The sequence below is a fragment of the Schaalia sp. JY-X159 genome, assembly GCF_014525425.1.
In the GTDB taxonomy this organism is placed as follows: domain Bacteria; phylum Actinomycetota; class Actinomycetes; order Actinomycetales; family Actinomycetaceae; genus Scrofimicrobium.
On record NZ_JACEXI010000002.1, the window covers coordinates 226,847 to 249,145 of the forward strand.

The window sequence follows — 22,299 nt, forward strand, 5'->3', positions numbered from 1 at the left end:
GCCAAGTGAGACTATTGCGGCACCTGTCCGCCCCGACCAGGTTCTCCGTTGCGGCACTGCTGCCATGCGGAATCACACTCCAATTACGCCTGCTGTTGAGCTGGTGATAGACAACAATCGTCACACCAACAACAACCGTAACACCTCTTGACTAGGGGCCACACTCACTAATGAAAACTACACTGATGTATTTATTGGGCGCCTTCCAAGGCAGGTAGGACCCAGGGCATGAGGAGCTTGGCGTAGTCCGGAGCCAGGTGGCTGTAGTCCCTGTAGACGACAACATCCCCTACCACCGGGTAACACCAAGTGTGATCGCAGAACTGGTCATCAAGGTCCACAATGCGAACGTCGGGTCGGTCGAGCTTCTCGACGGCAGCTGCCATGTAGTCTTCAGGAAGCGCATCCTTGCGAAGCAGTCCACAGGACTCCAACGTCCTGCTATTCGAGAGTAGACAACCGGGAACGGGACCGCCAGCGGTCCGTGGGACTGCTTTGATCACCACGACATCCTTACCCGTATCGGCAATCTGGGCGAACACTGCGGCAAAACCATCAACAGGATCTCCGTACCCTGACACATCTGTTCGCTCGGCCCACTCATACGCGCTCTGATAACTGGTGAGCACGACGGTGTCAGCGTCACTCTGTTTGACCCTCTCAAGGACCTCGGTGCTCCAAGCCTCACACGAGTCACCGGCTTCCGATGTCTGCTCACTGTTCAAAACCCTCCGCGAAAGTGTGAGAGGACAGGAAGACTTCATGAAGGTGTCAACCGTCCATACATGTTCGTGTGCCGCCTCGCTCAACCCAGGCGCCCATTGAGTGGCGTGCGAGTCCCCTACCAGCATCAGGTGACGAGTTGCCTCCGAGGGATCCACCCCAAGTACACACTCAATGACGTCGCTTGTCCTGATGCCTACCTGGCATTCTTTGAATGGCACGTCCTCGTTCTGGGTGGCCACGGCCTCGGGAGTGACTAGGTACTCCCCCGTGCCCATAGGGTCGCCGCACCCATTTGTGGGGTCTAAGGCGGAGGGTCCGATACATGGCTGTGCTATGCGCTCAGATACCGCCAGCTCAGCGACCTCCTTCTCTCGAGCAAGCTGCCAGGAGCCGATTCCAGTGATGCCAACGAAGATGATTGCACCAACAATCGCAAACGCAAACGCGCGCGAAGGAATCCCCAGAAGACGCCCTCGACGCATCGGATCTTCAACAAACTTGGTACTAATCTGCGCCAGCACCAACGTAGCAATGCCGATGGCTATCTTCGCGAAAGTCGTGAGTTGATGACCTGTCACAAACGGAACCATCACGACCAGGGGCCAGTGCCAGAGGTACACAGCGTAGGAGATCCCCCCAATCCACACCATGGGACGGAGTGACAGAAACGCTTTCGGGGACCACGCCGAAGTGGAGTTCCCAAAGTACAGAACAAGCATCGTCCCCGCGACTGGAACCAATGCCGCGTATCCGGGGAACATCGTCGCACCAGAGTAGACAAATGCAGACCAGATGATGAGAGCGACTCCCATCCATCCGGCTAGAGCCGTCCCTAGGCTACCCAGTGCCTGTCGCCCCACCAACGATGCTGTCAAGGCTACGATGCCGCCCGCTGCGAACTCCCAAACACGGGTAAAAGAAGCGAAGTAGGCCCATGACTGCTGACGATTGGTAGCCACTATTGAGTACCACAGAGATGCTGCGACTACAGCGGAGAGCAGAATTAGGAGCACCGTGTGCGCTTTGTACATCGGGGCAAACCGCTTGACAACGAACAGCGCGAGGACGATTAGGAGCGGCCATACGGCGTAGAACTGTTCCTCTACCGAAAGGGACCAATAGTGCTGGACCGCGGTTGGTTGTGAGTCCATCGCCATGTAGTCCACGGAATCCCATGCCAACTGCCAGTTCTCAAAGTAGAGAGCACTTGCACGGATCTGAGAGAAGTAGTCCGTCCACTGGTCTTTGGGAACGATAACGAACGTCGCAACTGCCACCACTAGGAGGACTAGGAATGAGTCTGGTAGCAGACGCGCAATACGACGCGACCAGAAGCGTCCCAGCCGTATAGATCCAGTCTGGTTCACCTCGCGGAGGAGGTGCCCAGTAATTAGAAAGCCAGAAATAACAAAAAAGACATCTACGCCTACAAAACCTCCCGCGAGCCGTAGCGGCCAGAGGTGAAAAAGGACAACGGCACCGACAGCAATCGTGCGTAGGCCCTGAATATCGAGCCGAAAATGTGAGGCACCCGCCCCCGTTTGCGATCTGGGGGCGGGTGCTTGTGAAAGAGCTTGTGTCATCTACGGAATACGGACGCTGTTACCCGATGCTGCGCTTTGGAGGATGGCTTCGGTGACTTTGAGTGCTTGGAGGCCTTGTTCCATGGTGACGTGGTTGCTTGCTTCCCCGTTGATAGCGTCACGGAAGTTGGCTTGTTCCACGGCTAGGGGTTCACGCTTTTGTAGGGCGTAACGGGTTACCTGTCCCTCGCTTACGCCGCGGAAGGCAGCGATCTGGTCCCACTCGACGGGGAAGGACCCATTCTCGTAGAACGTCAGGTCCCCTAGGGCAGTATCCGCGACGAGGGCGCCGTGTTCACCTGTTACCACGGTGAGGCGTTCCTTGAAGGGGGTCAGCCAGTTCACCAGGTTAGAGACCAGTACCCCGTTTTGGAAGCGGCCTGAGACGGTAACCATGTCCTCATGGGCGCGGCCCGAGCGGTGCGCGGTTTGAGCAAACACCAACTCATAGGGCGACCCAGCGATCCACGCCGCTAAATCAACATCATGCGTGGCTAGGTCTTTGACTACCCCCACGTCACTAATGCGCGCCGGGTAGGGGGACTGACGTCTCGTGACGACCTGGTAGACCTCACCTAACTGGCCCTCAGCAATCCGCCTGCGCATATCAAGTAGGGCCGGGTTACAACGCTCCACATACCCCACCGCACCAACTAGGCCAGCCTCATCAAAAGCCTTCGCGATGCGTTCGCCTGATTCCACACTGCCGGAGAGGGGTTTTTCAATCATGGTGTGAACGCCAGCAGCCGCCAACTTTAGTGCCGCATCCTCGTGATACACGGTTGGCACCGCCACAATGGCTGCATCCAGACCCTCTTCAATGAGGGACTCCACGTCCGGTAGCACGGTTAGACCACCAGCGACACCAAACCTGTCACCGGAAGGGTCAGCCACGGCAACCAGTTCAAACCCGTCCAGGGCGCGGGCGTTACGCACATGGTGACGCCCCATGGAACCAATCCCCAACACACCAACCCGCAACGCGGCCTGCTTTGCTGTTTCACTCATCAGTTATGCTCCAGCCTTCGCAGTCTCATTCACAGCGGTAACGATCCGCTCCAAATCAGCCTGCGACAAGGAGGGATGCACCGGCAGGGAAATGCACTCCTTGGCAACCTGCTCAGTTACCGGCAGATCCAAACGGGGAGCATACTTCTCCAAAGACGGCAGGCGATGATTCGGGATCGGGTAATACACGCCCGAACCCACGTTGTACTCATTACGCAGGGTCTCAACAAACTCGTCACGACCCTCAGGAACACGAATCGTGTACTGGTGATACACATGCACCGCACCATCAGCCACCGGAGGCACAATAACGCCCTCAAGGTTTTCCGACAAGAACGCCGCGTTATCCTGACGCTGCTTGGTCCAACCCCCAACCTTACCGAGCTGGACGCGACCAATCGCCGCATGAATATCCGTCATGCGATTATTCAAACCAACCAGCTCATTGGCGTACTGCTTCGCCATCCCCTGATTACGCAGGATACGGGCCCGACGCGCTACCTCTTCACTACCGGTAGTGATCATCCCACCCTCACCCGAAGTCATATTCTTCGTCGGATACAAGGAAAACGCTGCCGCTAAACCAAACGTGCCCACCTTACGACCATGCAAAGACGCATTATGCGCCTGGGCGGCATCCTCAAACAAAGCAATCCCATGCTTATCAGCAATCGCCTCAAACTCACCCATCGCCGCTGGATGCCCATACAAATGCACCGGCATAATCGCCTTAGTACGCTCCGTAATCGCCGCCTCAGCAGCCGAGGGATCCATGCAGAAATAGTCAGCCTCAATATCAACAAACACCGGAGTCGCACCAGTGATCGCCACCGAGTTCGCCGTCGCCGCAAACGTAAACGACGGAACAATCACCTCATCACCCGGACCAACACCAGACGCAAGAAGCGCCAAATGCAAGGCAGAAGTACCCGAATTCACCGCAACAGCAAACGCCCCATCAACCAGCGCCTCCGAGAATTCCTCCTCAAAAGCAGCCACCTGCGGACCCTGCGCCACCATCCCCGAGCGCAAAACAGCCGAAACAGCAGCAACCTCGTCCTCACCAATAATCGGCTTAGCAGGTGGAATAAAATCTAGGACACTAGGCTCATTACTCATTGCGAATCCTCTCTCGCGGACACTTCTAGGTGGTTGCTCGCGTTGCGAGCGGTTGCATAGTGGGAATCAAACTCAAGCGAGTTCGGAAAGACTACCGGCCTCGTCCTCGACATATAGAGTGCCGGACTGGGGGCAGCGGAACTGGCCCACCGCGCCCTCGACGGGTTCCAGAACCTCACCCGCGCGACCAACCCAGCCGTACTGGCGGGCAGGAACACCCATGACCAACGCGTACGGCTTGACATCTTTGGTGACCACAGCCCCGGCCGCGACAGTCGCCCACTTCCCAATCGTTACGGGGGCAACACAAACTGCCCGAGCACCAATCGCAGCACCCTCTTCGATGGTGACCCCAACAGGCTCCCAGTCGGATGCGTCCTTTATCGAACCATCAGGGTTGATGGCGCGTGGGTTGTGATCATTGGTGAGAACCGCTGCTGGACCGATGAAGACCCCGTGGCCAAGCTGCGCGGGTTCATACACGAGGGCGTAGTTCTGTACTTTGCAGTTGTCCCCTAGATAAACGCCCGTGCCGATGTAAGCTCCACGACCAATCACGCAGTTTTCACCGAGTACGGCGTCCTCACGAACCTGGGCCAAATGCCAAACGCTGGATCCCTCACCAATCACGGCTGAGGGCGAAACGTCAGCTGATTCAACGATGCGAACCATACTTCTCCTTGATCTATGTGCCGCACTCAGTCTTCGTTAGGCAGGACGTGAGCACCACGCTGTGTCCATCGTATCGCCCACAAAACCCTAACAACTGGGAACTAAGCCATTTAAGGGACCGACTGTGATGAACAAGGTCATCCTAGCGATACGGCGGTATGTCTGAAAATGCCGCCTAATGACACAATGGGGGCATGAATGAAGCTGGCCCGAGGTATGACGACAGCTGGCTTGTGGTGCCTCTTTACAATGAGGCCACCGTAATAGGCCAGGTTATTGAGGATGCCAAGGGGACATTCACCAACATCGTTTGTGTCGACGATGGATCCTCCGATGGTTCCGCTGCAATCGCCCGCCAGCATGGGGCGCGCGTTATCGAGCACCCCTTCAACCTCGGGCAGGGCGCCGCACTACAAACCGGTATGGAGTTTGTGCGCCGACAAACCAATGCTCGATATATCGTCACCTTCGACGCCGATGGGCAGCATTCTGTCGCCGATGCGGCGGCCATGGTTGACCGGGCGAGGACGGATGATCTAGCAATTATTTTCGGCTCGCGGTTCCTTGACGACGCAACCCAGGTCGGTTGGTCAAAGAAGCTTGTTCTGAAGACAGCGGCAGCGGTCACCAAGCAGCGAACGGGACTGAACCTAACTGACGCACACAATGGTCTACGCCTACTTCGCCGCGATGCCCTACAACAGGTTGAACTGCGCCAAGATGGGATGGCCCACGCCTCAGAAATTGTCAGTCAGTTAGCAGACACCGGACTTCCTTGGGCTGAGATGCCCGTACACATCGCATATACGGACTACTCAAAGGCGAAGGGGCAGTCTCTACTTAACTCCGTGAACATCCTGGTCGACCTGGTAATGAGGTAGTGAAATGTCCAGCTATTGGCTAATCAAAACCCTTCTCATAGTCGCAATGATCGGGATCACCTACTTTCTGGTGCGACCGACGAAAACAGCGAACTCACTGGCGGTGCGCAGAATCGGGATGCTCCTGGTCATCGTCAGTGCCGTCTTCGCAATCCTCTTCCCATCGGTGTTCAACACCTTCGCTAGATACATCGGTGTCGCGAGCGGCATCAACCTTCTGGTGTACCTGCTGACAATTACACTCTTTGCACAGATGGCCTCCTCATATCGCCGCGACAGGATGCTCAATGAGAAGCTCACGACCTTGGCACGTGAAGTCGCCCTTGCTCGTCGAGACGACGAAAGGCCCGAAATTGACTCGTCATCGGGGCCGCAACCCCCTCACGCTGGCGATTTGCACCACTAGTTGAGTAAATCCCTGGGATTCAAGGTTTAGACTCTTTTTCGATGAGTACGAAAGATACGGAGCAGCCAATGTCTGCGACCCCCGCACACTCCGCGACTAGGCGTCGATCCTGGATGTGGCTGTCCGTTCTGCTTGCCGCAGTCTTGGGTGTAGTCCTGTTTGTGGGAACAGCAGGAGCGATTCTCTACAACAGCTTGAACCATCAGGCCGCAGACTCGGTACTGGACACATCGCACCTTCGTGCTCAACCTCAATCGGCCCAGTCTGCCGACGAAGAACCTGAACAACTGACTGACAGCTTCGCCGGGCGTGAGGTCAACATCCTCCTCATGGGCATTGATTCGCGGCAAGATCAAGACGCCTCAATAATCAACCCGGAAGACAACGACGACACCATCCGCTCAGACACCACTCTGATGCTGAATCTCTCTGCTGACCGTCAACACGTCAACATCATTTCAATTCCACGTGATATGTGGGTCTACCTGCCAGAATGCCAGCGCACCGACGGTTCGGTCAGCTACGCACAGTGGGGGCAGTTCAACTGGGCCTTCTCATACGGTTCGCTCGGATCCGACCTCGCAGGCGGCGTGAACTGTACAGAGGCACTCACAGAGGAAATAACCGGTATCTCATCGGACGGCTTCGCAGTCATTGACTTCACGGGTTTCAGCCGGATGATTGAGGCGCTCGGTGGCGTTGACATCTGCCTTCCGGATGAAATCAATGACCCCGAATACCTCGACCTTGTCATTCCTGCAGGATGTCAACGGTTGGACCCAACCACAGCAACCCAGTTGGCGCGTGTCCGCCACACGGGCGATGGATCTGACATGGGGCGTATCCAACGCCAACACCTGTTACTTGGCGCGATGGTTCAAGAAGCCATGGGCCAGAACATCCTCACGGACACACCGAAGCTTTATGCATTCCTAAGTACAGCTCTGGACGCCCTGCGCCTCTCACCGTCGCTGTCCAACCTACGCACAGATGCCGGGTTGGCGACCTCTCTGACCAACACACCACCCGAGAACTTCCGCTTCCTCGCGATGCCCGTTGTTACAGCTGATTTTGACGCCAACCGCCTTCTGCCCAAGGAACCGCAGAACGCAGAGTTCTGGCAAGCCATCAAGGATGGGACACAGTTGCCGGCCGGAACCGTCTACTCCGACCTCAACGGCAACTACTTCACCGTTGGGGAGAATGGTGAAGTCATCGAGGGTGGCAACCCAAGAACAGACGATGAAATCGGGAGCTTGACTTACGGTGATGACGGCTACTAAAGCCGAGGTGCCGAACCTATGACGGGAAATCCTCCTTCATTCACACCCGGGCAAGGTCGCGCGCGACCTAGAGCGGAATCGGCCCCCGACGCGCCAGCAGCTGCGCCGCCAGAAGCTCCGGCTCCGCTTCCACCACCTTCAATAGCTCCCAAAGGTGCGCCCCGCCAACACCGCCCACCTCAGAGACAATCTGTCTTTCCCCCGGTCAGCCAAAGTGCGCCGCCTCCCCCTCCCATCGAGCCAACTTTGGTTGCCGCGCCCATGCCGGCAGCGATTCCCCCGGCACGCAAGAAAAGCCCCTTCACCGAGCAACCTGCAGCTTCTCCATACGGGCAGCCTTCCAGTCACGTCCCCTCAGGGCACGCACCTGCCGGGACGAGGGCGTCCCAGCCGCAGACGGCCCCCCGGGGCAAGGCGCCTAAGAGACGGCGCCGGGGATCTAGGCGTCGCAAAGTGATGGGGGTGCTCACCCTCGTCCTCGTCGTCATCATTGCGTGGCCAACATGGCTGATTTGGCACACCAACGCAAGTATGCACAGAGTCGATGCCACCTCCACTGCTCCGAACACACGCGGTACCACATACCTGTTCGCGGGTTCGGACTCCCGTGACGGGTGGAACCCAGATGATCCAACCGAGGGTCAACGTTCTGACTCCACAATCCTGGTGCACCGCGCACCCAACGGGCAGGCGTCAATGGTGTCCCTGCCGCGCGACTCCTACGTGAACATTCCCGGCTACGGGATGAGCAAACTCAATGCCGCCTTCGCCTATGGAGGGCCACCCCTTCTGATAGAGACCGTGGAAGAGGCAACTGGCCTCCACGTCGACCACTACGTACAAATCGGGATGGTTGGGGTGACCGACACGATTGACGCCCTCGGAAGCGTGGAGCTGTGTTGGGACGCGGATGTCTCCGACGAATTCTCAGGGATGCAGTGGACAGCCGGATGCCACCGCGCGAACGGCGAGGAAGCGCTTGCGTTCAGCCGCATGCGTTACTCGGACCCAACCGGGGATGTTGGTCGTCAGCAGCGGCAGCGTCAGGTCATGAATGCGGTCGTCTCTGAGGCGCTCAGCCCCGCAGTGCTGATCAACCCGCTCAAGCAGTACCGGCTGTCCGAGGCCGCCGCCAACGCGCTGACGGTCGGGCAGAACACCAACATCTTCAACGTCGCCACACTGATGATGGCAATGAGGAAAGCAACTGCGGACGGCCTCGTCGGGATGCCTCCGATTTCGTCAGTCAACGCAATGAACGAGGCCGGAGCAGTGATGCTGTGGGATGAGGCCGCAGTCCCAGGGTTCTTCGAAAACATGAAGAATGGGACGTTGACGCAGGAAGATTTCGTCCTCCCCCAGTAGGAGGAGGACGCCTTCGAATCTAATCGGTGGGAACCTGAACCTTCTTCGGTCCAATCTGGTTGGCATCCCACGCGGACTGCAGAATATCCGCGAGTCCAAACTGGGCTTCAAAGCCCATGTCTTCCTTGATTCGTGAAGAGTCCGCAACGAGGTAGCCGGGGTCGCCCTCACGGCGGGCAGAAACTTCGATTGGGAAGTCCCAGCCAGAAATCTCCCGGATGCCGTCAACGACCTCAAACACTGAGCTACCGGTGCCGGTGCCCACGTTGTAAGCGCCATGCTTGGCGTTGCCGTTGCGAAGCGCATCGAGTGCAAGCAGGTGAGCGTTCGCCAAGTCCATGACATGGATGTAGTCACGGACGCACGTGCCATCGGCAGTGTCGTAGTCATCACCGAAAACAACGGGGGTTTTGCCCGCGTGTAGGCGATTGAGAATGATCGGCACCAGGTTCAGCGCAGCTGGATCCTCAAGATCCGTCCAACCTGTTCCAGCGGCATTGAAGTAGCGAAGAGCGACACTCTTCAGACCCCAAGCCACGCCACAGTCACGCATCATCCACTCGCCGATCAACTTGGTTTCACCGTAGGGGTTGATGGGGTGCTTCTCCACGTCCTCGGGAACCATGTCCACGTCCGGCAGTCCGTAGACCGCAGCGGATGAGGAGAAGATCATCTCTTTGACGCCCGCGTCATACATGGCACGCAACAGGTTTGCGAGGCCGCCAACGTTCTGGTGGTAGTAGGTGGCCGGACGCTGCACAGATTCGCCAACCTGCTTCTTGGCGGCAAAGTGGATGACCGCGTCAACGTCCTTGTCGATCATTGTGTCTGTAAGGATGCGGTAGGCCTCATCCGTTGCCAAGTCGACCTCAACCAGTTCTGCATCCCCGATTCGGGAAGCCGAGCCGGTTGAAAAATCATCAACAACGATGACTTCTTCGCCGCGTTCTTGTAGTAGTCGGACAACGTGCGCGCCGATATAGCCAGCGCCTCCCGTAACCAATACGCTCATGGTTTTATCCTATCCCTCCGTGTTGGCGAATCTATCCGGGTTGCTAGAACTTTCGAGTACGACGGCTCACTGAAACGATTGGTGCCACAGGCATGACAAGGTTGGGGTCGAAGTTAGTGGGGATTGCGGAAAGTGAGAGTGTGAATACCGGGGGGCGTCTGCCAGACAACTCGAGGCGTGCACCCATTGACTGCGCCAAGTCTTTCGCAAGCGCCAAGCCAATCCCCGAAGACCCATGACCTGAAAAGCCCATGTCGAAAATCTCAGATGCATCCGCATCTGAAATCCCCTCGCCCTCGTCAGAAACATCAACCAGCACCGCCCGCGACGAACTGGCCTTGCGGGTCTTCACCGTTGTGGTTCCAGCCCCGTAGTTGAGGGAATTTTCGATGAGGATCGCCAAAATCTGACTTAGCTTCCCCTCTTCTGCCAGTGCCAGCTGGGCGGCCTCATCCACAAACACCAAGTTGCGCCCCTGCGCCACAAATCGGGGTTCCCACTCTTCACGTTCAGTATTGAAAACTTCGAGCAGCTGCACCACTTCCGTGTTGCTTGCAACCCGGCGGCTACTATCAAGCAACTCATTGACCACGCTGGTGAGGCGTTCAACCTGTGCTAGACCGGCCTCGGCCTCATCTCGCACTTCTTCCTCCGCAGAGATCATTTGGATCTCTTCCAATCTCATCGACAAGGCAGTGAGAGGGGTGCGAAGTTGATGGGATGCGTCCGCTGATCGTTGACGTTCGGCAGCGAGACGCCGCGCCATTTTCTCACCTGTACGGACCAGCTCTTCTTGGACGAGGTCGATCTCCTCAATTCCCGACGGCCGCACCTGGGCACGCACCTGACCTGAACCAATTTGCTCGGCATGCGCAGCAAGGTAAATCAGGGGGGCAGAAAGTCGCCGCGCCATGACATTTGCCAAATACCAGGCCAAACCAAGAGAAGCTAAGACACCCAGCAAAACGAACGCCTCAACAATCACGACATCCCGAACGGCCTTGACTGCGCTGATTTGCATCTCAACACGAACACCCTGGGAACTGGTGTAGTAAGTATCTAGCGTCGGACCACCTCGGGGTTCACCTGAGACGATCTTGTACCTGCCGGGTAGCGTTACCACCGTGTACGTGGGGCCTCCCTGCCCATCAACGGGGCGAGACCAGGCTGCAACGATGCTTTGCGGAACAAAGTTGTCATCAGCCAAACGACGGTCAACAGCGCGCGCTACGGTCTGGGCGCGAACGTCCAAAGCCGTCTGATTGCTGTTCCACATCATCACACCCGCCATGATTCCAGCGGGAACGCCCAGCACGAAAATGACGGCGACAACCGCCGTCATGATCATTCTTGTGGCCCTGCGTCGCATAGCAGACCTACCTCAGTGCTTACTGTTCGAAGCGGAATCCTAGGCCGCGCACCGTCGTGATGTAGTGCGGCTCAGTGACGTTGTCGCCCAGTTTCCGGCGCAGCCAAGAGATATGCATGTCCAGTGTTTTTGTTGACCCCTGAGGGTCCTGAGCCCAGACATCCCGCATCAAGTCTTCACGCGGAACCATGTTGCCGGCCTCCTTGACAAGGACCCGCAAGAGCTCAAATTCCCTTGCAGTCAGTGAGAGTTCCCTTTCACCGACGTAGGCACGGTGGGCTGGAATGTCGATTCGCACGTCCTGGGCAACCAGCTCAGTCTCTGCACCTTCCCCTGCCCCGCGTCGCAGTAGCGCACGAACACGCGCCAGCAGCTCAGCCAGTCGAAACGGCTTGGTTACGTAGTCGTCAGCTCCGGCATCAAGGCCGATGACCATGTCGGCCTCATCCGTCCTCGCCGTGAGAATCAAGATTGGAGTATCCAGACCCCGGCTGCGAATCTCCCGAGCGACATCCAGACCATCCATGTCAGGAAGGCCGAGGTCCAGGACTATCAGGTCCGCCTCTTCAACTTCCGAGAGCCCGCCACGAGCGGTTCCGTGTGAACGAACGTCGTAGTTCTCTCTCCCAAACGCACGTGCGAGGGGCTCTGCAATGGCCGGATCGTCTTCAATCAGAAGTACTGTAGTCATAGAGTAAGTCTAACCCTCTTTTAGCATCTCTTGCACTTCCCTTTACCATTCGGTCTCAAAATGGTAACGGTAGGGAACTCTCACCCACCGGCTCCGGGCCCGCGGGTCCTGATATCTCGTTTCCCTGCATCGAGCTTCTTTAGCCCGGCCCCCGGCCGTTCAGCAGGAGAATGGTCCGAGCGTCCTTCCACCGGAACAATCAACTCTTGGACGGCATCAACGCCACCCACCATCACGGCTGCTGAGGGATCTAGGTTGCGTTTCACGAGGGCGAGGGCGATCGGCCCCATCTCCCAATGCCTGGCAACCGATGTGATGACGCCAACCTGGCGACCGCCGTACTCAACAGCTGCGCCGGGTTCGGGGAGCGCCTCCCCAGAACCATCAAGGTGCAGGAAAACTAGCCGACGCGGTGGCTTGCCAAGGTTGACGATCCGCGCAACCGATTCCTGCCCGCAGTAGCACCCCTTCTCAAGGTGAACCGCGGTGCGCAACCAGTCCAGCTCTGAAGGCATCGTCCGCTCATCAACCTCACTGCTCCGAAGTGGCCTCCAAGCGGCAACCCTGGTTGCCTCGGCGGCCAGGTATCCGACGGGGCTCAGGGGCGGCAATGTTCCGCCCTCGTCCGAGACTGCCCCGCTGAGCAGTAGGCCAACAAATTCGTCCGCTGTGCTTGCGGGGCACACATAGACACGGAACTGCGCCTGCTCTCCGGGATGCGTGCCGGTGAAGTAACGCGCTCCGCCCGGGGTGACCGCTGGCCACGGATCAGTCCACATTCTGCCCCCCAAGTCTGCCAGCGCCGATGAGGCGACCCGTGCGGCCTCCTCAGACTGGCTACTGGTGAGGACGCCGCGGAAACCCGTGCTTTCGTCCTCGACCTCAACACGGAGCATAAACTGCATCGACTTCAAGAACTGGGCCAGGTCTTCAGAGAACTGGCGTTCAGTCAGCAACCACGTCGTTGTGCCGTCGTCGAGGGCGCCAAATTGGAAGGTGACCCGACCCTGGGGGTCAAGGAGCAGAACTTCCCGCGACTGGCCCGGCTGCAGGTCCGAGAGAATCTGCGACGACAGGGTCGTCAACCATGAGAGCCTGTCAGGTCCCGCAACAGTCACCACGCCGATCTCGCCCAGATAGGTAAACCCCAGTCCCCGTTCAAAGCGGTCCTGCTCATCGGCGGGCCAGCCGTAGTGCAGTGGAAGGCCAAGCGAGGGCCCACTGTCGGCCACAATTGCGCCCGCGGATGACAGTGGCCCGGGAAGCGCCCTCGGATCAGCCATCGGAAGGGTCTCCGTCCTCATGGCGCGACGCGCGGGACGTCTTGGCAGCCACCTCATCAGCCGAAGCCGTGCGCTGAAGTCGACCCGTGATCTCAACCTCGTAGTCGCCGCCCGCAGGCATTGCTTCCGACGCCCACATCAACTCACCACCCACCAGTCCGAACATACGGCTGAAGTGGTCGAGGGCGTCCGCGCGAGGGGCTCGCACCACTGCGTCTGAAGCCAACTGGATGCGTGGGCCCATCACCACACCTGCCCAGAGCACTGCGAAACCGCGTGTCCCTGAGCCGACGACCCGTAGTTCGCGTCCCTCATCCGGTCCCGCAGGAACAACCGCAAGCGGTGTGTCCACTGACCAGTAGGTCGTTTCCTCCGAAATCAGGGCTCCGGGTTGTATGTTGTCAAGCCCCTCTGCCTCTGTCCATAGGGGATCGAACTCGTCCGCCAGCTCGCCCTCGTACGTACGAATGGTCATGCGCATCTGTTCGCCAACAACTGCGGCTTCAAGGTCTTGCAGCACCGCGTCAAACCTGGAGTCCGTCTCCTCCTCTGCCGGTTGAGTGGCACTGTTGTCTTTGGTGTCGGTCTCGGCGGGCGGCATCGTACCGGGGGCGGCGACCGTGCCCCACCCTTGCCAATGGCCAAGCAGCCAGGCCAGCGAACTGAGTTTCAGGGGCAAATCTGATGGGATCTCGAACATTCCCCCAGACTACCGACTTCCACGACCATGGTCACGAACCGTCTGGAACCCAATAGTCGCTAGTCTTGAAGAGACAGTCCAACTCGAACCTGCTCAACAGGAGGAAACATGGCCTTCCTTTCCGACGAACTACTGGGCGAAATCCATTCGCGTGCGGCCCGCTATGACGCCGAAAACACCTTCCCTGAAGAGGACTACGACCAGTTGCGCAAAGCGGGATACTATGCGGCGTTTGTCCCAGAGGAATTCGGTGGGAGCGGCCTCACTCTCAGCGAAATCGCAGCCGAGCAGACCAGGCTTGCGAAGGCGGCGCCCGGCACCGCCCTCGGCATCAATATGCACCAGATTATCGTCGGGCTAGGGCGCATGCTGGTTGATGCTGGACGTAGCGAAGGGGAGCAGATTCTGCGGGATGCGGCGGATGGGCACCTTTTTGGCTTTGGGATTTCGGAGCCGGGGAACGACCTCGTCCTCTTCGGGTCAATCACCGATGCGGAGCCCACCGAGGATGGGGGCTACGCATTTACCGGAACGAAAGTGTTCACTTCGTTGTCACCGGCGTGGACGCGGTTGCTGACTTTTGGGGCAGACAGCGAAAGCAGTGATGCTCCCAAGTCGGTGTTCGCAATCCTGCGGCGGGAAGATGGAGGAGTGACCATCAAGGATGACTGGTATGTGCTTGGAATGCGCGGAACCCAGTCGAACACCACGCTGCTGGAAGGGGCGAGGGTCAAGGCCGAGCAGGTGCTGGGCCGAGTCGATCCCGGACCGAACCTTGACCCTGTCGTGCTTGGTATCTTCGCTAACTTTGAGATCTTGTTGGCCGCGACGTATGCGGGGGTTGGTGAACGCGCAATAGAGGTGGCGGTTGAGCATGTCAAGAAGCGCCGTTCAGTCATGAACCAGACCGTGTATGCCAATGACCCTGCGATCCGCTGGCGTCTGGCAGAGGCCGCGCTTCTCATGAACGCGGTCGGTCCGCAGATCCGCGAGATGGCGGCGCTGGTGGAATCGGATGCGGAACCGAACCTGGGGTGGCTGCCGCGCCTGTCGGCCGTGAAGAATGCTGCGTCTGAGGCGTCCCTTCGGGTGGTTGAGCAGTGCGTTCGTGCGTGTGGGGGTTCGTCGTATTACGACAAGAATGAGCTGTCCCGCTTGTACCGTGATGTCTTGGCTGGCCTTTTTCAGCCCTCAGACCAAGAGTCGCTGCACGGGGCTTGGGCGAATATGGTGCTGGGGCCGGTCGCCGACTAGCGGCGAAGCCGCCCGTCCTCGCGGCCACCGCTAAGGTTGCCGGTATCACCTAAGGTTGCCCGAAATTTGGCCGAAAAACAGGCAACCATGAGCGATACCGGCAACCTTAGGTGGCACCCACCGCCCCCAGCGCGAAATGTATATGTGGGGGCCAGATGTGCGTCGGGGGTACGTACCCCAAGCTCATATCGAGCCCCGCCGTATACATTTGAGACGGTTCGCGGGTTTCCAGGCTGTTTTGGAGACAGTGGGTTGTTGCTCGCTTGTTGTTGAGGTTGGTACCGGCGCTACCCCGTGTCATAACGGAGCGGGTTACGCCTTACGGAGCGGGTTACGCCTTACGGAGCGGGTTTGGCTTGAATAACAGTGTAATTCAAGGCCAAATGGGGCCAAACTCGCTCCGTAAGGCGTAACCCGCACCGTAATGCTTGGGTGACCTGGGAGGTCGGGCGCAAGAGCCCGGCGGCAGCACCCAAGTCCCCGTCGCTAGCACCCAAGCGCTCGTTGCCAGCACCAGCACTGCAGCCCTGTTCCCTAACAGTCATAGGTCCCCATCTTCCAACCCAGACTCACAGGCAGTTTGACGCACGCGGGTCTCTGCGCTGGGCGGCAAAGTCACCGTGCCTAGCAGGATCACAAGCAGCATCAAAGCCAGGGGCTGCGGCCAACATGGTGTTGGTGCTGCAGTTGCCGGCCCGCGCGATTAGTCTTTGTTTGATGAGTGAGCAAGGGCAACAGATAGAGAAACGACGCATCAACGTGGTTGGGGCGGTCATTATCCGTGATGGCCTGATCCTCTGCGCCAAGCGATCAAATCGTATGTCCCTCCCAGGCATGTGGGAGTTCCCCGGCGGCAAGATTGAGGTCGGCGAAACCCCTCAGGAGGCACTAAGGCGTGAACTGCAGGAAGAACTCCAGTGTGATGCTCAGGTGAACGACCAGCTTGAAGTTACGACACATGAGTACGACTTCAACATCGTCACGCTGACGACATTCTTCTGTCAGCTCTTGAATGGGGAGCCGCTGCTCACCGAGCACTCTGAGATCCGGTGGATGTCAGCTTCCGACCTCGGATCGGTAGAGTGGGCACCGGCGGACAGGCCAGCGGTTGCACGCTTGCAGTCGCTTTGCCGCGAACCCGGTGCGAACAGCAAAACGACAGCCGAACCTGAAATGCCCCTAGAGCTCTCGGTTGACTTACTGAGCCGGCAGACGGATTCCCTGGAACGCTACGTCGATTCAGAATCAGATCATGATGACCCAGCCTCGCGAGATGCGGCGCTCGACGAGGTATTCGAAGTGCTTAGCTTTCTCGATCCTAATGGGACTCGAGCCGCACGCGTGTTTCGGGACACCTTTGACCAGCTTTACGATGGACAACACACCGGTCGTTATCGCCTGGATCATCTCTCTAAGACTGAGAAGGCACATTTCGGATCCATCATCGAGATTAATCTGCAGCGCGAGTTTCAGTTCAACGACGGATCCGTTCTGGATTACTCAATCGCGACACATGAGGTTGACTGCAAGTTCTCACACACTAGCCAGTGGATGCTCCCAACAGAGAGCTTTGACCAGATCGTTCTTGTAACTGTTGCCGACGATATGAAATCCCAATGGAGCATGGGGTTGGTCCGCGTATCCGAAGAGAATCGGAGAGCAAGCAGAAATCGAGATCAGAAGACGGGCCTGAACGCGGAGGGCAAGAAACGGGTCCGGTGGCTACACCAGAATGCGCCGATGCAACCAAACATTTTGCTCACCCTGCCGGAACCTGAAGTCGAGTGGATTATGTCCCGTCCTAGCGGCCAGAAGAGAGTGGATGAGTTACTAAAATCCGCCACTGGAAGACGCATTTCACGGACAGTCATCGCAACAGTCGCTCAGCAGAAGGACTATATGAAACGAATCCGCGAAAATGGTGGATCTCGGAGCACACTCCGGAAGGAAGGAATACTTGTTCTGAGTGGCGACTACAAGGACCAAACCCAGTTTGCCGCGGCTTTGGGTACCGCAGTACCGGAGCGCGGCGAGATTGTCAGTGTCCGCGTTAAACCGACAGAAGACCTGGCATATCCAAGTGCGGATGGCAGGAGATGGCGTATCTGCCTTCCTGGGGAAACGACCACGGTCGATGCGCCGATGCTCCGCTAACTAGCTGCTCTCAGAATTGGGACCCGAGAAATCTCCGAAGTCTGCTCCACGCCGAGTGCGCGAGCAATACTCACACCCACGGCTTTTGCCGTTGGAGCAGGGAAAGCATTGCCAATCTGTCTGTACACCGAAGTCTTGCGCCCCGAGAACATCCAGTCGGGGGCGAAACCCTGGATTCTTGCGGCCATCTGATTGGTGAGCCTTGGGATGTGTTCTTTTGGCAGCTCCGGACCGGGTGCCTCATCTGCAATCCCCTTGCCATCGACGCCGAGTTTCAACCACGCCTCTTTGGCCCGGGTTGGCCCCAAGTCAGCACCTCCATGTTTCTTGGATCCACCAACTAGTGTCGGTGCGATGCTGCTTGCCCCGCGCGCCCATCTTTCCGCACCTTCCCACCCTTTGGCGGCCATGAGGTCGAACAGAACTGCGCCTACAGAAGGTGGCGTCCCCACTGGTTGGGGCCAATTGAAGCTCCTAAAGTGACTTCTCTTCATGGCTACAAGGATGAATCGCGGGCGCAACTGCGGAACCCCATACTCGCTTGAGTACAGCAGCTGCCATTCTGCGTGGTATCCCGCTTCTTCCAACTGCTCGAGGATCGAGGCTCGATAGGTCGCGAATCGGGCTGTCGCCAACCCCTTCACATTCTCAAGCATCACTGCACTGGGCTGCGCTTCCCGAACAATGCGAAGCGCCTCGGGGAATAGGTCGCGTTCATCGTCAGCCCCCAGCTGCTTTCCGGCGACACTGAAGGGGGGACAGGGAACTCCGCCTGCCACTAGGTCGATTCCCCTGTAGGGGCTACCGTCAAATTCACGGATATCCCCCTCAAGGACATTCCATGCTGGCCGGTTAAGGCGGAGAGTCGCTGCGGCATCCTTGTCGATCTCAATAGCTAGCTCGTGCTGAAATCCCGCCTGTTCAAGTCCAGATGATTGACCACCGGCACCGGCGCAAAGCTCCAATACTCTGAGTTCTTCCTTCTGGGTCATACGCCAATCCTCTCATTACGCTGTCCAGGTTTGGCACAAGCGTCCGGTAGTGCAAAGTGTCTCATTGGCTTCCGACATTTAGGATTGTTGCAACCCGCCCCGTCCATAGCAACACTCAGGATGAGTGAAGCCTCGATTCCGTTTCACATGATTGGTGGCGTGCACTACAATGGACATTGACGTCGGGCCCAATGCCCCGGGCTCCAATTTCAGCCGCCTCGAGCGGCATAGCGCCGACAGGCGCATAGGTCCGGCGTCACTAAATCACCACCGCAACCGCCTTTGCGGCCGCCCGCACCAGCGCAGCAACCCCTGCTACCTGTGCGGACACCCGGGCCACCTCTGCGACCGCGGCATAGCGAAATGTTTACGTGGGGGCGAAATGATCGCCTGGGGTACATACCCCAGGCTCACTCTTGTTCCCCGCATATACATTTCACGAACATGCAGGGGGTGCGGCGCCCTGTGACGCAAAGTGCAGGGTTACGGGGCCCCGCGTCGCTAACTGGAGGGTTACGGAGTCCACGTGATGCCGATTGGCACGGTTTGGCTCGCCGCGGCAACTGTGCCCATTAGTGCCGCACCATCAGAGGCACCCCGTCAACTGCATTGCGTCAGGCTCTGGACCGACTGCCCCAACACAGCGGGCCCCCCAACCAAATAGACATTGGACACTCTGGCTCCCGTCCCCTTGATCCAAGACGACACGACCGGCTTTGGAATGCATTCGCCGTTGGAAAGAACTAGGCGCTTAGTCAACGATCCGGCAGGCACCGCCGCAGAAAGAGCATCTGGGAAATCCTTACCCGTTGCGATCCAAATCTGGCTGGTGCTTCTGGAGTCCATCTGGGTGTTTAGGAAGTCATTGACCGCCAGGTTGGTTCCATACCTGTCTGCACCTGCAAGGCGACTGACGGTAAAGTTGGTCCGCAGGTTTCTCTCAAGGTCCAAATTCACAGCACCGGTTCCACCCGCAATCAGTAGTTCCGTCGTCTCCATCTGTCGCAACAAAGGTGGCATCCCACCCGGTAGGGCCGCCGCTGATTTGCCATTGACCAACAACACTGGAGCCCCCAATGCCCCTCCGGCCGAGGCGGCACTGAGCGCATCCGGGTAGTCAATACCTGTGGCTACAAACGCCCTACGGACCTTCCGATCTGAAAAGAACTCTTTGAGGATTGCAGTTGAAGTTCCATAGCGGTCCGATCCACTAATCCTCTGAATCTGAGTCCCCTTCAAGGCAGATCTCAATTGCTGCTCCACCTTTGGGCTCACGGCCCCCGTACCACCAACGATGTAAGCGCGTGACGGCGCTAAGGAGACAATCTTCGCCAGTGTCTCTTGGCCGAGACCCGCTGAGTGAGCCAAGAACAAGGAGCCATCCACACTTGCCACGGCGGGTCCAATAGAAAGCGCATCGGCGAAGACCTGCCCAGTGGCAATAAAGACAGGCATCCCGTGTAGTGCCTGGGATTCATTGACCTTCAGGTTGGTTGCGTAGCGGGTTGGACCGCCAAGCCTTTCCACAATCGGACTGACCACGGCCTGCGGCACCTCGTTCAGAAACGCCTCCGCATTGATCAATCCTGCCCCTACGGTGCTGCTATGCGGGATGGGAACAACCGAGTATGGGTTCGCAACCTGCGCATTGGCGCTTCGACGCATTAGGGACACAACCTGATCGTGTCTCATAGTTGGGTTCTTCTCCAGGCCAAGTGCTGCCACTGCAGCCGCGGTTGGAGAGGCAGCGGACGTACCGTAGAAAGCGTAGAGTCCCGTGTTCGCCCCAGTTTGGATTGGGCTGCCAAAGAAACTGTTCACTATCCCGTCAAGTCCCATGATTGTAGGGACCTCTGGGTTGACGGGTGCCGAAAGAGTCGGAGCAACGCCATTTCGCGAGGACGGTCCAAACCGGGTCTGGTTGGCCCCCAAAGACGAGTAAGACTGCACCACCGTTGGCGCCGTCCACGGCGCCGCCGCAACCGACGCCGCGCTTCCGTCGCCATTGTGACCGTACTGACTGCCCTGAATCGTGTTGTTGCCCTCGGTTCGGTAGAACTCTCTGTCCCATGCAAGCGTATTGGTATCGGCTGCAAACGGGGTTATCTGCACGGTTGGAGACCCGTAACCGGGTCGTGAGATATCGCGAACCACCACAAAATCAACCGACCGTGAAGGATTGCAAGTGGCGTCCCGACCCCAGTCCCATTGGGCGTAGTGCACTGGAAGCCCAACGCCATCAGAACTGCTTGCGGCCCCTAAGCACCTCTCTTGGCTCACTACACCACCGGATCCTGTGACAGACCTGGTCCCATACATTTGCAGTTGTAGGTTGGTCTTCAGACCATTTGCTGGCTCAGCCCAGTGCATCACCTGCGCGATTGAGGATGGCAGCTGCGCCCCCATGGTGTATTTACCGAGTGGCTGGCCCATCCCATTGGGAGAGAAATCTAGACAGTCGACACCACCGCGACTTGTTCCCTGAGGCAGAACCACCCACTCCGGACAGGAAGTCCCAACAAATGCGTTGCTCTGGTGTCGCCCAATCGGATAGCCGGTAATGCCTGGCTGGGATGTGGGTGACCGCTTCACCCCGTTATTGTTGCCGGAGCTCGAAAAGTAGGTCACTCCCCGCGCTTTGACGCTCTCAATTGCCTGGGAAACCGGTCCTTGCTGAAAGTTCAGTTCATTGGACCAATAGATGTCGTCAACGATAATGTCTGCGCCAGCATTGGCAAGATCCACAATGTTCTGCGCAGTCTCCTCTGGAGATTGCCCAACGTCTGTAAACAAGAGACTGGCACCGGGAGCAATACCATGAACGATCTGGGCCATTGCGCGACCCTCATCATTGAACCACGGAGAAGTACCATCTCTGAGGACCCTGACCGGTTCTCGGTACCCGCAGGGATTACCAGCTCCGGGCAGCAGACCGGCACTCACATCATCAGCGGCGCTAGTCGCCGCATCATAATCAGAGTCATAGGATATAGAGAGAATCCCGACCTTAATCCCTGTCCCATCCACCCCCCAGCTCTGACGCGCTTGACTAACTCTGAGGGGAGCGTTCGCGACAGCAGGCACTGTGCGACAGTGAGCTGGTGTCTGCGACCCGCCCACTCGGCCCACCATGGAGGACGCCTCTGCCTGAAGCTGCCCCACTTCCTGGAGCAGCTCCTCTGCTTCCGCCTCACTGAGTTCACGCTCCATATACGCAGACTGCGGAGCTAGATTGACGTCTACTGAAGCAACCCCCGGCATGGTCCGAAGAGTATCCAACTGCAACGGAGCAACCAGAACCATCACGATCGGTTCGATTGTAAGAACCCTGCGAACACGAGCAATTGTTTCAAGCGCACCGACCTGGTCAGGCGTTGGCGCACTTTGAAACACGACCGTCGCAGAGAGTAAGCCATCTTCTTGCACGAGTGTGAGACCACCGTCTGCACCAAACCCCAACGCTTCAGCTATCTCATCAGCCGTGATCCCCGGGTTCTCTTGTGCGATGACGATAATCTGCTCGGTGATTGTCGATCCGAAAGCCGGAGCATCAAGATCGCTCTGCTCCCCCACTACCTCAGGCTCAGGCGACTCTCCGTCAGTCGTGGGGACCGCAGTCTCCCCTAGAGGGGTGTCGCGGCCATATCCATCTTCAAGGGAACTGGAGGTTCCTGAGCCCTCACCACCCCCAGACTGAAGCCCTTCTCCATTCACCGCGGCAACTGCCGTCGTCGGCAGGATCAGCAGCGCCACAGCAAGAAACCCCGCGACTACCCTCTGCATCTCACGCATTCCGCCACC

The 22,299-nt window shown here is 58.1% G+C and carries 17 protein-coding genes; 6 read left to right on the plus strand and 11 right to left on the minus strand.

Annotation, left to right across the window (positions count from 1 at the left end):
- Positions 1 to 191: 191 nt before the first annotated feature.
- From IDL90_RS04030 to IDL90_RS04045, 4 genes are all read right to left on the minus strand, one after another.
- Complete coding sequence (locus IDL90_RS04030; protein WP_187994437.1) at positions 192 to 2,309, minus strand: acyltransferase family protein; 2,118 nt, start codon at positions 2,307 to 2,309, stop codon at positions 192 to 194.
- A complete protein-coding gene (locus IDL90_RS04035; protein ID WP_187994438.1) occupies positions 2,310 to 3,317 on the minus strand; it encodes a Gfo/Idh/MocA family protein in 1,008 nt (335 codons plus the stop codon).
- Between the two features lie 3 nt (positions 3,318 to 3,320).
- Positions 3,321 to 4,436, minus strand: coding sequence for a DegT/DnrJ/EryC1/StrS aminotransferase family protein (locus IDL90_RS04040; protein WP_187994439.1), 1,116 nt, complete (start codon positions 4,434 to 4,436; stop codon positions 3,321 to 3,323).
- A gap of 72 nt (positions 4,437 to 4,508) precedes the next feature.
- Positions 4,509 to 5,108, minus strand: a complete 600-nt coding sequence (locus IDL90_RS04045; protein WP_182141785.1) for an acyltransferase — start codon at positions 5,106 to 5,108, stop codon at positions 4,509 to 4,511.
- Positions 5,109 to 5,302: 194 nt separating this feature from the next.
- On the opposite strand from IDL90_RS04045, the gene IDL90_RS04050 reads away from it, so the two are divergent.
- The 4 genes from IDL90_RS04050 (at position 5,303) to IDL90_RS04065 (ending at position 9,043) form a co-directional block, all read left to right on the plus strand.
- Positions 5,303 to 5,989: a glycosyltransferase family 2 protein gene (locus IDL90_RS04050; protein WP_182141784.1), complete on the plus strand. Its 687-nt coding sequence runs from the start codon at positions 5,303 to 5,305 to the stop codon at positions 5,987 to 5,989.
- A gap of 4 nt (positions 5,990 to 5,993) precedes the next feature.
- Positions 5,994 to 6,395 carry a DUF2304 domain-containing protein gene (locus IDL90_RS04055; protein WP_182141783.1) on the plus strand — a complete coding sequence of 134 codons (402 nt, stop codon included), beginning with the start codon at positions 5,994 to 5,996 and terminating at the stop codon, positions 6,393 to 6,395.
- Between the two features lie 41 nt (positions 6,396 to 6,436).
- A complete protein-coding gene (locus IDL90_RS04060) occupies positions 6,437 to 7,678 on the plus strand; it encodes an LCP family protein (RefSeq protein WP_187994440.1) in 1,242 nt (413 codons plus the stop codon).
- A 456-nt stretch (positions 7,679 to 8,134) separates the two neighbouring features.
- Positions 8,135 to 9,043, plus strand: coding sequence for an LCP family protein (locus IDL90_RS04065; protein WP_262509058.1), 909 nt, complete (start codon positions 8,135 to 8,137; stop codon positions 9,041 to 9,043).
- 19 nt (positions 9,044 to 9,062) lie between these two features.
- On the opposite strand, the gene galE is transcribed toward IDL90_RS04065, so the two are convergent.
- From galE to IDL90_RS04090, 5 genes are all read right to left on the minus strand, one after another.
- Positions 9,063 to 10,055 carry a UDP-glucose 4-epimerase GalE gene (galE, locus tag IDL90_RS04070; protein ID WP_187994442.1) on the minus strand — a complete coding sequence of 331 codons (993 nt, stop codon included), beginning with the start codon at positions 10,053 to 10,055 and terminating at the stop codon, positions 9,063 to 9,065.
- A gap of 43 nt (positions 10,056 to 10,098) precedes the next feature.
- Complete coding sequence (locus IDL90_RS04075) at positions 10,099 to 11,397, minus strand: ATP-binding protein (RefSeq protein WP_316930278.1); 1,299 nt, start codon at positions 11,395 to 11,397, stop codon at positions 10,099 to 10,101.
- Between the two features lie 46 nt (positions 11,398 to 11,443).
- Positions 11,444 to 12,115 (minus strand): response regulator transcription factor, encoded by a 672-nt coding sequence (locus tag IDL90_RS04080; RefSeq protein WP_187994444.1) that lies wholly within the window; start codon positions 12,113 to 12,115, stop codon positions 11,444 to 11,446.
- A gap of 80 nt (positions 12,116 to 12,195) precedes the next feature.
- Positions 12,196 to 13,398 (minus strand): folate-binding protein YgfZ, encoded by a 1,203-nt coding sequence (locus IDL90_RS04085; RefSeq protein WP_187994445.1) that lies wholly within the window; start codon positions 13,396 to 13,398, stop codon positions 12,196 to 12,198.
- A complete protein-coding gene (locus tag IDL90_RS04090) occupies positions 13,391 to 14,098 on the minus strand; it encodes a heme-binding beta-barrel domain-containing protein (RefSeq protein WP_187994446.1) in 708 nt (235 codons plus the stop codon). The genes IDL90_RS04085 and IDL90_RS04090 overlap by 8 nt, the downstream gene beginning before the upstream one ends.
- Positions 14,099 to 14,206: 108 nt before the next feature.
- Between IDL90_RS04090 and IDL90_RS04095 the strand changes: the two genes are divergently transcribed.
- Together IDL90_RS04095 and IDL90_RS04105 are read left to right on the plus strand one after the other, a co-directional pair.
- Positions 14,207 to 15,352 carry an acyl-CoA dehydrogenase family protein gene (locus IDL90_RS04095; RefSeq protein WP_187994447.1) on the plus strand — a complete coding sequence of 382 codons (1,146 nt, stop codon included), beginning with the start codon at positions 14,207 to 14,209 and terminating at the stop codon, positions 15,350 to 15,352.
- A 717-nt stretch (positions 15,353 to 16,069) separates the two neighbouring features.
- Positions 16,070 to 17,506, plus strand: coding sequence for a NaeI family type II restriction endonuclease (locus IDL90_RS04105; RefSeq protein ID WP_223175174.1), 1,437 nt, complete (start codon positions 16,070 to 16,072; stop codon positions 17,504 to 17,506).
- Here the strand turns inward: IDL90_RS04105 and IDL90_RS04110 are convergent.
- Positions 17,503 to 18,498, minus strand: a complete 996-nt coding sequence (locus IDL90_RS04110; protein WP_187994448.1) for a DNA cytosine methyltransferase — start codon at positions 18,496 to 18,498, stop codon at positions 17,503 to 17,505. The genes IDL90_RS04105 and IDL90_RS04110 overlap by 4 nt on opposite strands.
- A 600-nt stretch (positions 18,499 to 19,098) precedes the next feature.
- A complete protein-coding gene (locus IDL90_RS04115) occupies positions 19,099 to 22,290 on the minus strand; it encodes a cell wall-binding repeat-containing protein (protein WP_187994449.1) in 3,192 nt (1,063 codons plus the stop codon).
- Positions 22,291 to 22,299: the final 9 nt, after the last annotated feature.